16 protein-coding genes are annotated in these 14647 nt (G+C 64.5%); 12 read left to right on the top strand and 4 right to left on the bottom strand.

Features of this window, described 5'->3' with window-relative positions:
- Positions 1-19: 19 nt before the first annotated feature.
- The 3 genes from GCT19_RS03515 to GCT19_RS03505 form a co-directional block, all read right to left on the bottom strand.
- Positions 20-382, bottom strand: coding sequence for a hypothetical protein (locus GCT19_RS03515; protein WP_018435430.1), 363 nt, complete (start codon positions 380-382; stop codon positions 20-22).
- 207 nt (positions 383-589) lie between these two features.
- Positions 590-1540, bottom strand: a complete 951-nt coding sequence (gene hslO / locus GCT19_RS03510; RefSeq protein ID WP_018435431.1) for an Hsp33 family molecular chaperone HslO — start codon at positions 1538-1540, stop codon at positions 590-592.
- 61 nt (positions 1541-1601) lie between these two features.
- Positions 1602-2126 (bottom strand): gamma carbonic anhydrase family protein, encoded by a 525-nt coding sequence (locus GCT19_RS03505; RefSeq protein WP_013089796.1) that lies wholly within the window; start codon positions 2124-2126, stop codon positions 1602-1604.
- Positions 2127-2406: 280 nt separating this feature from the next.
- Between GCT19_RS03505 and GCT19_RS03500 the strand changes: the two genes are divergently transcribed.
- The 10 genes from GCT19_RS03500 to GCT19_RS03455 all read left to right on the top strand — a co-directional run bounded on the left by GCT19_RS03500 (position 2407) and on the right by GCT19_RS03455 (position 11586).
- Positions 2407-3282 (top strand): ferritin-like domain-containing protein, encoded by an 876-nt coding sequence (locus GCT19_RS03500; protein ID WP_152851020.1) that lies wholly within the window; start codon positions 2407-2409, stop codon positions 3280-3282.
- A 98-nt stretch (positions 3283-3380) separates the two neighbouring features.
- Positions 3381-4265 carry an alpha/beta fold hydrolase gene (locus tag GCT19_RS03495; protein WP_152851019.1) on the top strand — a complete coding sequence of 295 codons (885 nt, stop codon included), beginning with the start codon at positions 3381-3383 and terminating at the stop codon, positions 4263-4265.
- A gap of 177 nt (positions 4266-4442) precedes the next feature.
- Entirely contained in the window at positions 4443-5273 is an 831-nt protein-coding gene (locus GCT19_RS03490; RefSeq protein WP_013089793.1) for a 3',5'-nucleoside bisphosphate phosphatase, read from the top strand.
- 113 nt (positions 5274-5386) lie between these two features.
- Complete coding sequence (locus tag GCT19_RS03485) at positions 5387-6022, top strand: L-threonylcarbamoyladenylate synthase (RefSeq protein WP_018435435.1); 636 nt, start codon at positions 5387-5389, stop codon at positions 6020-6022.
- Between the two features lie 56 nt (positions 6023-6078).
- Positions 6079-6741: a site-2 protease family protein gene (locus GCT19_RS03480; protein WP_018435436.1), complete on the top strand. Its 663-nt coding sequence runs from the start codon at positions 6079-6081 to the stop codon at positions 6739-6741.
- Positions 6742-6747: 6 nt separating this feature from the next.
- Complete coding sequence (locus tag GCT19_RS03475; RefSeq protein WP_013089790.1) at positions 6748-7950, top strand: tryptophan--tRNA ligase; 1203 nt, start codon at positions 6748-6750, stop codon at positions 7948-7950.
- A 28-nt stretch (positions 7951-7978) separates the two neighbouring features.
- Positions 7979-8581, top strand: a complete 603-nt coding sequence (locus GCT19_RS03470) for a class I SAM-dependent methyltransferase (protein WP_152851018.1) — start codon at positions 7979-7981, stop codon at positions 8579-8581.
- A gap of 43 nt (positions 8582-8624) precedes the next feature.
- Positions 8625-9542 (top strand): 4-hydroxy-tetrahydrodipicolinate synthase, encoded by a 918-nt coding sequence (dapA, locus tag GCT19_RS03465; protein WP_018435439.1) that lies wholly within the window; start codon positions 8625-8627, stop codon positions 9540-9542.
- A 123-nt stretch (positions 9543-9665) separates the two neighbouring features.
- The gene (bamC, locus tag GCT19_RS03460; protein ID WP_013089787.1) at positions 9666-10805 is read left to right on the top strand and encodes an outer membrane protein assembly factor BamC; all 1140 of its coding nucleotides are present in this window, start codon (positions 9666-9668) and stop codon (positions 10803-10805) included.
- Positions 10806-10812: 7 nt separating this feature from the next.
- Positions 10813-11586: an MBL fold metallo-hydrolase gene (locus tag GCT19_RS03455; RefSeq protein ID WP_018435441.1), complete on the top strand. Its 774-nt coding sequence runs from the start codon at positions 10813-10815 to the stop codon at positions 11584-11586.
- Positions 11587-11732: 146 nt separating this feature from the next.
- On the opposite strand, the gene GCT19_RS03450 is transcribed toward GCT19_RS03455, so the two are convergent.
- On the bottom strand, positions 11733-12431 hold the full coding sequence (locus GCT19_RS03450) for a Bax inhibitor-1/YccA family protein (protein ID WP_013089785.1): 699 nt from the start codon (positions 12429-12431) through the stop codon (positions 11733-11735).
- Positions 12432-12701: 270 nt separating this feature from the next.
- Between GCT19_RS03450 and ndk the strand changes: the two genes are divergently transcribed.
- Together ndk and rlmN are read left to right on the top strand one after the other, a co-directional pair.
- A complete protein-coding gene (gene ndk, locus GCT19_RS03445) occupies positions 12702-13127 on the top strand; it encodes a nucleoside-diphosphate kinase (RefSeq protein WP_013089784.1) in 426 nt (141 codons plus the stop codon).
- A 217-nt stretch (positions 13128-13344) separates the two neighbouring features.
- The gene (gene rlmN / locus GCT19_RS03440; protein WP_018435442.1) at positions 13345-14496 is read left to right on the top strand and encodes a 23S rRNA (adenine(2503)-C(2))-methyltransferase RlmN; all 1152 of its coding nucleotides are present in this window, start codon (positions 13345-13347) and stop codon (positions 14494-14496) included.
- Positions 14497-14647: the final 151 nt, after the last annotated feature.

Below are 14647 nucleotides of genomic sequence, written 5' to 3'. Positions count from 1 at the left end.
TTGGTTGCCGTATGCGCTGCTACCAGCCCCAATACGGCCCGAACCCGACGCCGACCCCGGTTCCCCAGCCACGTCCCCAGCCGCCGCTCGAGAAGCCCAAGGAAAACCTTACGGGCGGCGAGCGCGAGTAATAGCGGGACCAGGCTTGCGCGGCGGCGTCCGTGGCGATCGCCTGATTCTGTTCGAACATCACCTGTTGCTCGATCGCGTCATAGCGCGCGCGTTCCTCCGGTGTCAGCGTCTGTGTATGGCTGATGGCCTCCGCCTGATCGGGCGGCAGACGGCTCAGAATCGGCGCAGGACCCGGCGGATCGATCGAGCAGGCGGCCAGCGCCGCGCAGCCCGTGAGGACGGCCAGCATCAACGAAAGCGTGTGCTTCATGGTCGAATCTCCATCGGTCCAAGGTCCGAGGCTCGAGCAGGCGTCTTCCAACACGCGGCGCCGCATCCTTCCAATGTATCAACGCGGCGCTCAAATGCAACGCGCCGCCCGAGCCGTGACGAGGCATGGGGCGGCGCGGTCAGGACTTCCGTCGAAAAGCGCGATCACTTCGTGGGCACGCACTCCGCTTCAGCGAAAGCGTGGGTTTTAGTGCCGCTGCGCGGCCGCCGGCGTCACGCCTTGTGAGAGTCCGCCAGCGACGAAAAGTTGCGCGACGTCGACCGGGTCGAACTCGTAGCGCTGATTGCAAAACTCGCAGTGAATCTCGACGTGGCCGCGCTCCTCGATCACGCCGTCGACTTCATCGCGGCCAAGCATCTTCAGCATCGCGCCGACTTTTTCGCGCGAGCAAGTGCATTCGAAACGCGCGGTGACCGGCTCGAAATGCTGGACGTTTTCCTGCCAGAACAGGCGCCGGAACACCGTCTCGGGTTCTTCCTTCAGCAACTCGTCCTGTGACAGCGTGCCGCCGAGCGTGCACACGCGCTCCCAGGTATCCGCGTCGAGCGCGCCCGGATGCGGGACGATGCCGCCGTCGCCCGGCAGCTTCTGCAGCAGCATGCCGACCGCGCGCTCGGTGTTCGCCGCGAGCCACATGCGCGTGTCGAGCTGCTCGGAGTGATGCATGTAGTGCTCGAGCACTTCGGCTATCGATTTCAGCGGTCCATTCGCGCCCGACAGCGGCACGATACTCTGGTACGGCTGCTGGCCGGGTTTCTTGTCGGTCGGGTCGAGCGTGATCACGCAGCGGCCGTGGCCGCTCGCGTTCACCAGATCGATCAGCGAGGTCGAGTCGTCGATCGTATGGGCGGCTTCGCCGGACAGCTTCGCGGTGGCGCGCATCGTCAGGTTCGAGCTGCACTGCACGACCAGCATCTTGATCGGGCCATCGCCGAAAATCTGCATGACGAGCGTGCCGTCGAACTTCAGGTTCGCCGACAGCAGAGCGCACGCGGCCATCATTTCGCCCAGAATCGTTCGCACGGGCGCCGGATAATCGCGGCGTGTCAGCACGTCCTGCCAGGTATTGCGCAGGGAAACGATCTCGCCGCGCACCGGCGCCGCGCTGAACATGAATTTTTGCAACTGGTCGCTCACAACTTTTCCTCGCTGGAATGACGCGGCGTGATGCCGCGCCTGCGCGCCGCGCGCCGGCCGTCTAGCCGATGCGTACGAGCTGCGCCTTGAAATATTCGCGCCGCCCGGCATAGCTTGCCGCGGCGCGCTGCAGGTTGGCGATATCCGCTTCCGTCAGTTCGCGGACCGCCTTCGCGGGCGCGCCGAGGATCAGCGTATTGTCCGGAAACACCTTGCCCTCGGTGACGATCGCACCCGCTCCGACCAGACAGTTGCGGCCGATCACCGCGCCATTCAAGACCACCGCCTGAATTCCGATCAACGCGCCTTCCCTGATCGTGCAGCCGTGCAGCATCGCCTGATGGCCGATCGTCACGTTCGACTCGACCGTTAGCGGATAGCCGGGGTCCGTATGCAGCACCGCGTTTTCCTGCACGTTGCTGCCGGCGCCGATCGTGATCGGCTCGTTGTCGCCGCGCAGCGTCGCGCCGAACCACACGCTCGCGTTCTCCGCGAGCGTCACGTTGCCGATGATGTTCGCCGAATCCGCGACGAACACGCTTTCATGAATGATCGGGGCGGCTTCGCCCAGCTTGTAAATCGTCACAATGTCTCCTTGTCGGTCGGAGCCAGGCGTTGGGGCTGCTCCGATCCCGTGCACGATGGGTGTCTGATCGATTGCCTCGCATGGGCAGGGCGGCGTGCGCCCGGCGCGGTGCGAGTTTGGCGGTCCTGCGTCGCCAACTGACGGGCGTGCCCGAAAGCGCGCCGGATGGTCGAATCGGGTATTGTAAACGGTTGTGTGCTTGAGCCGCTCGGCCGCTCGCGTGCGGGTCCGGCGCCGTCTTTCCATCGCCTTCACCGCTTCCATCGCCTATCCGTTTGTCATGACGTCCGCCGCTTCGCCCGTTTCTGTCGCGTCTTCCGCATCGAATTCTCGCGACGAGCCGCTGTGTGCGCGCCGCGCCGCGCTCGCCGCGCTGTGCGCGCCGGAACCGGCCGCGAAGGCCGCGGCGGCCCGCGAACTGTACGCTGCGGTACTCGACGGCCGCGCGCTCTGTGACGCCGACCTCGATCTCGCCGAGCCCGCCGGCCTGCCGGGCCGTCCTGAACGGCCGGAACTGGTCGAGCCGCGCCAACTCGGTCGACGCAGCATGCAGTCGCCGCAGGGCCGTGCGGTGCTGCTCCACGCGCTCGCGCACATCGAGTTCAACGCGATCAATCTGGCGCTCGACGCAGTCTGGCGCTTCGCCCGCATGCCCGCCGGGTTCTATACCGACTGGCTCAAGGTCGCCGCCGAAGAGGCATATCACTACTCGCTGCTCGCCGCGCGTCTCGCCGAATACGGCCACGCGTACGGCGATTTCCCGGCGCATGACGGCCTGTGGGACATGTGCGAGCGCACCCGCGGCGACGTGCTCGCGCGTATGGCGCTCGTGCCGCGTACGCTCGAAGCGCGCGGCCTCGACGCGTCGCCGCCGATCCGCGCGCGTCTGCAGCAGGCCGGCGATCACGCGTCGGCGGCGATTCTCGACGTGATCCTGCGCGATGAAATCGGCCACGTGCTGATCGGCAACCGCTGGTTTCGTCACCTGTGCGACGCGGACGGCCTCGATCCGCACCATACGTATCTGCGTCTGGCCGACCAGTATCACGCGCCGAAACTGCGTGGCCCGTTCAATTTCGAAGCACGCCGCGACGCTGGTTTCGACGATGCCGAACTCGCCGCGCTCGCCCGTGAGGATGCGCAGCAAGGCACATAGGCTACGGACGACCCGGCGTCGCCCCAACAATCCGTCATCACCTGTTGCGCCGCCGTCCCTATAATCGAACGACCATTCTTTTTACGGGTGCGACGTTGATGAATACTTCCCGCTCTGAGTTCGTTACCGCGCATGGCGTCCGGCTGCACGTGCGGCGCTGGGGACGTCCCGACGCGCCGATGCTGTTCATGCTGCACGGCTGGATGGACGTCGGCGCGTCGTTCCAGTTCGTCGTCGATGCGCTCGGCGGCGACTGGCAGGTGATCGCGCCCGACTTGCGCGGCTTCGGTCTGTCCGACTGGCCGGTCGCCGAGCGCGGCGGCGGCAGCTACTGGGTGCATGACTATCTCGGCGATCTCGACGCATTGATCGACCACTACGCGCCTGACGGCGAGGTGAACCTCGTCGGTCACAGCCTGGGTGCCAACGTCGTGTGCCTGTACGCGGGCGTGCGGCCGCAGCGGGTACGGCGCGTGGTCGATCTGGAGGGCTTCGGGCTCGCGCATTCGCATCCGGCGCAGGCGCCGAAACGTCTGCTGAACTGGCTCGACGAACTGCGCGATCCACCGCAGCTGAAGCGCTATGCGTCGCTCGACGAGGTCGCCGCGCGCCTGATCAAAACCAATCCGCGCCTCGATCCGCGGCGCGCGCAGTTTCTCGCGCAGCACTGGTCGAAGCCGGATGGCGAAGGGCGCTTCATGCTGCTCGCCGATCCGGCGCACAAGGTCCGTGGCCCGACGTTGTATCGCCTCGACGAGGTGATGGCGGTGTGGCGCAAGGTCAGCGCAAAGGTGCTGCACGTCGAGGCCGCCGGGTCGGCGACGCTCGCGCGGATCGCCGGCGACGTGCCGCTCGATGAATTCAAGGCGCGTTTCCATGCGTTTGCCGACTGGCGCGAAAAGATCATCGACGGCGCGGGGCACATGGTGCATCACGACCAGCCGGAGCAGATCGCCGCGTTGATCGAGGGTTTCTGCGCGTAGCACGGTGCCTGAAGCTACGGCTGAAACGGCGCTCGCGGGTCGCTCGGACGGCGGTCTCGGCACCGCCCGGTTCTGACCTCGCGGCACGCGGGCAAGCCGCAGCCGGCGTCGCGAGATACCCCTGCGGACCCATACTGCATTGCAGTAAAATGACCGCAGAACCCTTCCAGGACCACGATGAACGCCGATCTTCACTGCCACTCCACCGTTTCCGACGGCCAGTTCGCGCCGACCGACGTCGCGCGCCGCGCGCACGCAAACGGCGTGACGCTGTGGGCGCTCACCGATCACGACGAAGTGGGTGGCCAGCACGAGGCGCGCGCCGCGGCCGAGGCGCTCGGCATGAACTACCTGAGCGGCGTCGAGATTTCGGTCACGTGGGCGGGGCGCACCGTGCACATCGTCGGACTCGGCATCGATCCGACCAGCCAGATCCTGATCGACGGTCTCGCTCGCACGCGCGACGGCCGCGCCGCGCGCGCCGAAGCAATCGGCGAGCAACTGGCCACGCTCGGCATTCCAGACGCGTACGAGGGCGCGCTTCGTTACGTGTCCAATCCCGACATGATGTCGCGCACGCATTTCGCGCGCTTCATGGTCGAACACGGCCACTGCGCAAACACCCAGGAAGTATTCGACCGCTATCTCGGCGACGGCAAGCCGGGTTACGTCGCGCACCGCTGGGCCAAGCTCGCCGACGCGCTCGGCTGGATCCATGCCGCGGGCGGCGTCGCGATCGTCGCGCATCCGGGCCGCTACGCCTATTCGCAACTCGAGTTCGACGCATTCTTCGGTGAATTCATCGACCTCGGCGGCAAGGCGATCGAGGTCGTGACCGGCAGCCATACGCCCGACCAATACCGCGAATATGCGGACGTCGCGCGTCGCTATGGCTTCGAGGCCTCGCGCGGTTCCGACTTCCATGCGCCCGGCGAAGGCCGCATCGAACTCGGCACACTGCCGCCGCTCCCCGCCGATCTGAAGCCCGTCTGGGAACGCTGGCTGTGACCGCGCGCCGTGCCGGAACGGCACGTCTCGCGCGCGGGCCGGCTGGCTGCGGCACGCGCTCTGCTCGCCGCAGTCCATCCGCCGCAGTTCGTCTGCCGCCATCGTGAGTCTCCATGTCCCAATACTTTCGGCTTCATCCCGACAATCCGCAGCCGCGCCTCGTCAAGCAGGCCGCGCAGATCATCAATGACGGCGGCGTGGTCGCCTTGCCGACCGATTCGACCTACGCGCTCGCCTGCCGTCTCGACGACAAGGATGCGGTCGAACGCCTGCGGCGTATCCGCGGACTCGACGAAAAGCAGCTGCTGTCGCTGCTCGTGCGCGATCTGTCGGAACTCGCTAATTTTGCGATGGTGGACAACTGGCAGTATCGGCTGCTGAAATCGGTGACGCCAGGTCCGTACGTGTTCGTGCTGCAGGCCACCAAGGAAGTGCCGCGACGCGTGTCGCACCCGTCGCGCAAGACGATCGGTCTGCGCGTGCCGGATCATGCGATCACGCTCGCGATTCTCGAGGAGCTCGGCCAGCCGCTGCTCGGCACGACGCTGATCATGCCCGGCGAAACCGAGCCGCTGAACGACCCCGAGGAAATCCGCGCGCGGCTCGAAAAGCAGCTCGATCTGGTGATCGACGGGGGCGCGTGCGTGTGCGAGCCGTCCACCGTAATCGATCTGACCGGCTCGGAGCCGGTGCTGGTGCGGGCAGGGCGCGGCCCGCTCGAGCCGTTCGGCCTCGAGGAAACGGCGTGAGCGGCCTGAGCGAAACCGGACAAACACGCGCAAGCGCATTGTTACAATAGCGAGCTATGGATTCTTCCCTGATACAGACCATTGCGGTGTACGCACTGCCGGTGATCTTCGCGATCACACTGCACGAGGCCGCGCACGGCTATGTCGCGCGCTGGCTCGGCGACAACACCGCGTACGTGCTCGGCCGCGTGTCGCTCAACCCGATGCGGCATATCGATCCGCTCGGCACAATCGCCATTCCGTTGCTGCTGTACTTTGCGACGAGCGGCGCGTTCATGTTCGGCTATGCGAAGCCGGTGCCGGTCGCGTTCGGCAATCTGCGCAATCCGCGCTGGGGCAGCCTTTGGGTCGCGGCGGCCGGACCGGTATGCAATTTTGTCCAGGCGCTGCTTTGGGGTGTGTTCGGCATCGTGCTCGCGGTGCTCAATGTCAACGAACCGTTTTTTACGCGTATGGCGGGCGCGGGCGTCGGCGTCAATCTGGTGCTCGGCGTGCTGAACCTGTTTCCGCTGCCGCCGCTCGATGGCGGCCGCGTCGTGATGGCGCTGTTGCCGCCGAAGCAATCGTTCGCGTTGTCGCGGCTCGAGCCGTACGGCTTTTTCATCGTGATGGCGCTCGTGATGACGGGTACGCTCACGCGTTTCTGGCTGAGGCCACTCGTTACGCTCGGCTATAGCGCGATTACCGCAATTCTGACTCCTCTTGTCTCGCTTTTCTAAATAACCATGTTCCCAGACCGTATCTTCTCCGGCATGCGGCCCACCGGGTCGCTGCACCTCGGCCACTATCACGGCGTGCTGAAAAACTGGGTGCGGCTGCAGTCCGAGTACCCGTGCTTCTTCTGCGTGGTCGACTGGCACGCACTGACGACGCACTACGAAACGCCCGAAGTGATCGAAAAGAACGTGTGGGACGTGCTGATCGACTGGCTCGCTTCCGGCATCGATCCGGCGCAGGCGACGCTGTTCATCCAGAGCAGGGTGCCCGAGCATGCCGAGCTCGCGCTGCTGCTCGGCATGAGCACACCGCTCGGCTGGCTCGAACGCGTGCCGACCTACAAGGAGCAGATGGAAAAGCTGAAGGACAAGGATTTGTCCACCTACGGCTTCCTCGGCTACCCGGTGCTGATGGCGGCGGACATTCTGCTGTATCGCGGCTCGCTCGTGCCGGTCGGTGAAGATCAGGTGCCGCACGTCGAGATGACGCGCGAAATCGCACGTCGTTTCAACTACCTGTATGGCCGCGAGCCGGGCTTCGAGGAGAAGGCGAACGAAGCCGCGAAGAAGCTCGGCGGCAAGCGCTCGAAGCTGTATCACGAGCTGCGCAACGCGTATCAGCAGGAAGGTGACGACGAAGCGCTCGAACGCGCGCGGGCGATGCTGCAGGAATCGCAAAGCCTGTCGATGAGCGATCGCGAGCGCCTGTTCGGCTATCTCGAAGGTTCGCGCAAGATCATCCTGGTCGAGCCGCAGGCGATGCTGACCGAGGCGTCGCGCATGCCGGGTCTCGACGGCCAGAAGATGTCGAAGTCGTACGGCAACACGATCGGCCTGCGCGAAGACGCGGAAACGATCACGAAGAAGGTCCGCACGATGCCGACCGACCCCGCGCGCGTGCGCCGCACCGATCCGGGCGATCCGGACAAGTGCCCGGTGTGGCAGCTGCATCAGGTCTATACCGACGAAGCGACCCACGAGTGGGTGCAGAAGGGCTGCCGCTCGGCGGGCATCGGTTGCCTCGATTGCAAGCAGCCGGTCGTCGAAGGGATTCTGCGCGAGCAGCAGCCGATGCTCGAGCGTGCGCAGAAGTACATGGACGACCCGTCGCTGTTGCGCGCGATCGTCGCCGATGGCTGCGACAAGGCACGCCGCTTCGCGACCGAAACGATGCGCGACGTTCGTGAGGCGATGGGGCTTTCGTACAACTGATGCGCACTCGAGGCGCCGCACCGCAACGATGAGCACGCCCGTTATCCCTGGCTTGCATGGCCTCGGTGAACCGTCGCGCTGGGTGCGTCACTGGGCGCACCTGATTGCGCCGGGCGGCGCGGTGCTCGACGTGGCATCGGGGGCCGGGCGGCACGCGCGCTTTTTTGCGTCGCTCGGCCATCCGGTCACCGCGATCGATCGGGACGCGGCTGCCCTCGGCCTGCTGGGCGACGCGCCGCTCGTCACCCCTGTCGCGGCCGACCTCGAAGGCGCGCCGTGGCCATTACCGGGCGAGGCGGTGTTCGCCGCCGTCGTGGTCACCAATTACCTGCACCGGCCGCTTTTTCCGCAGTTGCTGCGCGCGCTCGCGCCCGGCGGCGTACTGGTTTACGAGACCTTTGCGCAAGGAAACGAACGCGTCGGCAAACCCTCCAATCCGGCGTTTTTGCTCGCGCCTGGCGAACTGCTCGACATCGTGCGGGGCCATCTGCGGGTGATCGCATTTCAGGACGGGTTTCTCGCCGAGCCGCGTCCGGCCTACGTTCAGCGCATCTGCGCGGTTCGGGAAGCGGCACGTGCGGATGATCCCGCACGGGCAACACCCCCACCTTGTTACGAGTTGGCTGGCTAATCCGCTACAATCGCGGTTTACCTGATCATATTCATGGCGTTTCATGACTAACGGCAACCACAGCGGTCACCAGGACGGCGTTCAGATCCGCGGCAGCATTCCTGCCATCATCACTCCGATGCTCGAAGACGGCAGCCTCGATCTGCCGGCGTTTCGCAAACTGATCGACTGGCACATCGAGGAAGGCACGAATGCGCTCGTCGTGGTCGGCACGAGCGGCGAGTCGGCCACGCTGTCGGTCGAAGAACACGTGCTGATGGTCAAGACCGCGGTCGACCACACCGCTGGACGGATTCCTGTCATCGCGGGTGCGGGTGCCAACTCCACCGCCGAGGCGATCGAACTCACGCAGCACGCGAAAGACGTCGGCGCGGACGCCACGCTGCAGGTCGTGCCGTATTACAACAAGCCGACTCAGGAAGGCATCTACCGCCATTTCACGAAGATCGCCGAATCCGTCGATCTGCCGGTGATCCTGTACAACGTGCCGGGCCGCACTGTCGCCGACATGAGCAACGAGACCATCCTGCGCTGCGCGCAGGTGCCGGGGATCGTCGGCGTGAAGGAAGCCACGGGCAACATCGACCGCGCGGCGCATCTGATCAAGTCGGCGCCGGCAAACTTCAGCATCTATAGCGGCGACGATCCCACTGCGATCGCGCTGATGCTGCTCGGCGGTCACGGCAATATTTCGGTCACCGCGAACGTCGCGCCGCGCGCAATGAGCGAGCTGTGCAAGGCCGCGCTCGCCGCGGACGCAAAGACCGCGCGCGAGATTCATCTGAAACTCCTGTCGCTGCACAAATACCTGTTTGCCGAAGCGAATCCGATTCCGGCGAAGTGGGCGCTGCAGCAACTGGGGCGTGTGCAGGGCGGCATCCGCCTGCCGCTCACGCCGCTCGACGCGCAATACCACGAAGTGGTGCGCGGCGCGCTGCGCGAAGCGGGCCTGCTCGGCTGAACGGCCCGCCCGTCCAGCCGCCCACGCCAGACCGCCACCGGCATTTCATTAACCGACGTCGCTTCAGCCCACGTTCCCGGCAGACCGAACGAGGCATCGCGTTCCAGCATCACGAAGGACCTCATGAAACGTTCCGCACTTTCCCTCCACGCAACCCGCATGGCGGCGCTGGCGCTTGCCCTGTCGACGCTCGCCGGCTGTGACACGCTGAACGACTGGTTCGCTTCCGACCGCGTCAACTACAAGGCGACCTCGAGCGCGCCGCCGCTCGCCGTGCCGAGCGACCTGAGCACGTCGCCGAACGACCAGCGCTATGTGGCGCCGCCCGCCAATCTGGCGCTCGGTGGCACGCCGACGCGCGCTGTCACGGCCGCCGGCAACGCGACCGAAGGTCAGCCGACCGCGCAGGATCCGCTCGGCATGCATATCGAGCGCGACGGCGACCGTCGCTGGCTGGTGGTAGACGGCCGTTCCCCGGAACAGCTGTGGCCGCAGCTGCAGGAGTTCTGGCAGGAGAACGGCTTCGTGCTGAAGACCGACGCGCCAGCCACCGGCATCATGACGACCGACTGGGCGGAGAACCGCGCGAACATTCCTGACGACTGGTTCCGCCGCACGATCGGCAAGGTCATCGACTTCGCTTATTCGTCGGGCACCCGCGACAGTTTCCGCACGCTGGTCTCGCGCGGTTCGGACAGTGCGACCGATATCTCGATCACGCACAGTGCGATGGAAGAGGTGATGACCGGGCAGGACAAGACGTCTTCGCGCTGGGAAGAGCGTCCGCGTGACCCGGCGCTCGAGGCGCTGTTCCTCGCCAAGCTGATGCAGAAGTTCGGCCTGACCGAAGCACAGTCGAAGCAGTTGCTGACCGACGCGCGCCCGGCCAGCGCGCCGACTACCATCGAGCAGAACGCGGGCGCGTCGACGCTCGATCTGCAGGAGTCGTTCGACCGCGCCTGGCTGCGTGTGGGCCTCGCGCTCGATCGCACCAACTTCACGGTCGACAACCGCGATCGCGAGAAGGGCATCTACTACGTGCGCTACGCGGATTCGATGCAGGAGCTGAAGAAGGAAGGCCTGTTCGGCAAACTGTTCTACAGCGGCAATTCGACGCGCAAGCCGGGCCAGGAATTCCTCGTCAACGTGCGCGCGAAGGGCGACGCGGTGACGCAGGTTGCGGTCGTCAACGCGAACGGCCAGATCGATACGTCGTCGGACGCGCAGCGCATCGTGTCGCTGCTGCACGCGCAACTGAACTAGGCGGGTCGTGCGCTTCGCAAGTCTCGGCAGCGGCAGTGAAGGCAACGCGCTGCTGGTGGAAGCGCACAGCGGCGCGAGCACCACGCGCGTGCTGCTCGATTGCGGGTTTTCCGCGCGTGAAGTCGAGCGGCGTCTCGCGCGGCTCGGCGCGAGCGCCGAGCATCTCGATGCGATCCTGATTACGCATGAACATAGCGACCACATCGGCAGCGCGTTGACGCTGGCGCGCAAATGGTCGATTCCGCTGTACATGAGTTGGGGCACCGCGCGCGCGGTGGGCGCCGACGATGCCGATGTCGACCTGCGGGTGCTATGGGGCGACGAGGCGGTAGCAATCGGCGAGCTCAGCGTTCTCCCTTATACCGTTCCGCACGACGCCCGCGAACCGTTGCAATACGTGTTCTCGAATGGCGCCAGCCGGCTCGGCGTGCTCACCGACGTGGGCGCGTCCACGCCACATATCAGCGCGGTGCTGAGTGGTTGCGACGCGCTCGTGCTCGAATGCAATCACGACGTGCAAATGCTCGCGGGAAGTCGTTATCCGCCGTCGCTGAAGGCGCGTATCGGCGGCAATCACGGGCATCTGAACAATGACGCGGCGGCTGAAATACTGGCGTCGCTCGACCGATCGCGTTTGCGGCATCTGATCGCCGCGCATCTGAGCCAGCAAAACAATCTGCCGGAACTCGCGCAGGCAGCGCTGGCGGGTGTGCTTGGCACCGCTCCCACTGAGGTGGTGGTTGCGTCGCAGAGTGAAGGTTTCGCGTGGTTGACTCTGTGACGGTGACGCCGGGTTGGCCTCCGGTCACGCCGGGCATCGTGCGTCAGGTGCTCATGCAATGAAAAAAGCCCATAACGATCGATCGTTATGGGCTTTTGCTTTGGGCGTCGAGCGCGGCGTAGGTCACGCCGCGCGACTGGCCAAGCTTAATTGCGGTTGCCGCCGAAAATGCCGAGCAGCGCGAGCAGATTGACGAACACGTTATACAGATCCAGGTAAATCGCGAGCGTCGCGGTGATGTAATTCGTCTCGCCGCCGTTCACGACGCGCTGCACGTCGAACATGATGTAGGCGGAAAAAATCACGATTGCCATGACCGAGACCGTCAGCATCAGTGCCGGCAGCTGCAGAAACACGTTCGCGACCGAAGCCAGCAGGATCACGATCACGCCCATAAACAGCCACTTGCCGAGGCCCGAGAAGTCTCGTTTGCTGACCGTGGCGATGGTTGCCATGGCCGCGAAGATCACACCAGTGCCACCAAACGCGAGCATGATCAGCGACGGGCCGTTCGAGAAGCCGAGCACGAACGCGAGAATGCGCGACAGCATCAGCCCCATGAAGAACGTGAAGCCGAGCAGTACGAAGACGCCGATGGCGCTGTCCTTGGTGCGCTGGATCGCGAACATGAAGCCGAAGGCGATCGCGAAGAACGCCAACATGCTCATGGCGGGGCTCGTGGCGGCGAACAACGAGAAGCCGGTAGCAAGACCGACCCAGGCGCCGAGCACGGTTGGAATCATGGACAGCGCGAGCAGCCAGTAGGTGTTCCGTAGCACGCGGTTGCGTGTTTCGACCGTGCTGACCGCGCCGTTGCGGCCAAACATATACGGATGTTCGTTCATGGTCTCTCCTTACCTCGGAAGCATGTTTCGTGATGGTGATACGGAAGTTTGCGAAGCGCCGGCGGGCGCACCGTTCATCCGTAAGATTAGCGCGGCGGCACGGAGTTTCAATACCCTCCAGTCGCCCTCCATGGCCTACGCTACCAGTATTTTGCACCCCTTGCCTTGATCCTTTCAATGCTGTAAGGGTTCAATCGCAATGATACACGGGAACATGCTACAATAGCGGATTCATTTGAATCTGTAACCTCTTAATTTTTTGGAGTTTTTATGGCGATCGAGCGCACCCTGTCGATTATCAAGCCGGACGCAGTGGCCAAGAACGTGATCGGCCAGATCTACACCCGTTTCGAAAACGCTGGCCTGAAGATCGTGGCATCGCGCATGGTTCACCTGTCGCGTGCTGACGCCGAGAAGTTCTACGCTGTCCACGCAGCACGTCCGTTCTTCAAAGACCTCGTCGAATTCATGATCTCGGGTCCGGTGGTCGTGCAAGCGCTGGAAGGCGAAAACGCGATCCTGAAGCACCGTGACCTGATGGGTGCGACGGACCCGAAGAAGGCAGAAAAGGGCACGATCCGTGCCGACTTCGCCGACAGCATCGACGCCAACGCGGTGCACGGTTCGGACGGGCCGGAAACGGCTGCGGCTGAAATCGCGTTCTTCTTCCCCCAAGTCAACGTCTACTCGCGTTGAGCGCCTCGCGCTGAGGTCGAGCACTGACCTCCGTCGCGTATCGCAAGCCTCTTTCTCGTGGCGCGTTTCGTGCGGTCGAATTGTTTTATCGCATGAATCGCGCGCGGTGCACGGCAAAAGTAGTAAGGTAAAAGCAGCAGGAACGGGCGCGAACGGCATGGCGTTCATGCAGCTTGTTGCATGAATGTAGTCTCGCACTGAAATGGCAGGATTCGATATGACGAGCAGTCCCTCCGTCAACCTTCTCGACCTCGACGCCCAAGGGCTCGTCGCGTATTGCGACAGCCTGGGCGAGAAACCGTTTCGCGCCAAGCAATTGCAGCGCTGGATTCACCAATACAACGCTGCAGACTTCGACGGCATGACCGATCTCGCGAAGTCCTTGCGCGAAAAGCTCAAAGGGCGCGCCACGATCACAATGCCGGGCGTCGTCAGCGACCATATTTCGTCGGACGGGACACGCAAGTGGCTGATCGACGTCGGTAACGGCAACGCCGTTGAAACCGTGTACATCCCCGAAGAAACGCGCGGCACGCTGTGTGTGTCGTCGCAGGCCGGGTGTGCGGTCAACTGCCGATTCTGCTCGACCGGCAAGCAGGGGTTCTCCCGCAATCTCACCACCGGCGAAATCATCGGCCAGTTGCGCATGGCCGAGTTTGCGCTGCGCGCGTCGCGTGGCGATGCCGGCGGCCGCGCGATGGGCGGCGACGGCAAGGGCGAGCGCGTCGTCACGAACGTCGTGATGATGGGGATGGGCGAGCCGCTGCTCAATTACGACGCGGTCGTACCCGCCATGCGTCTGATGCTCGACGACAATGCGTACGGCCTGTCGCGCCGGCGCGTCACGTTGTCCACGTCGGGCGTCGTACCGATGATGGACCGGCTCGGCGCGGACTTGCCCGTGGCCCTCGCGGTGTCGCTGCATGCGTCGAACGACGCGCTGCGCGACGTGCTGGTGCCGCTCAACAAAAAGTATCCGCTGCGCGAGCTGATGGCGGCGTGCGAGCGCTACCTGAAAGTGGCGCCGCGCGATTTCATTACGTTCGAATATTGCATGCTCGATGGCGTGAACGACAGCGAGGCGCACGCGCGCGAGCTGCTCGCCGTCACGCGCGACGTGCCGTGCAAGTTCAATCTGATTCCGTTCAATCCGTTCCCCGAATCGGGCCTCATCCGCTCGAAGCCGGAACAGATCAAGCGGTTTGCGCAGGTATTGATCGACGCTGGCGTCGTCACGACTGTGCGCAAGACCCGCGGTGACGATATCGATGCTGCCTGCGGTCAGCTGGCCGGCGCGGTGAAAGACCGCACGCGTCTTGCTGAGCGCACCGGGAAGGCGGCAAAAGTAATCGAGGTTCGCGCCGTGTAATCGCGGGGCAGCAGGGGCGTCGGCGTTCGGGGCATTGTGCCGCGAGCGCAAAAAATGCTCCGATGCCACCGGCGGTTGAAAAGAAAGTTTGCAGAATCGATCGGGAGCGGCACACAAAGCCGCACATTTTGTTATAAACGGTCTGCGATTT

Source organism: Paraburkholderia atlantica, from assembly GCF_009362785.1.
Lineage (GTDB): Bacteria > Pseudomonadota > Gammaproteobacteria > Burkholderiales > Burkholderiaceae > Paraburkholderia > Paraburkholderia atlantica.
Note: the sequence above shows the minus strand (reverse complement) of the source record. Positions and strands in the feature narration are given on the sequence as shown.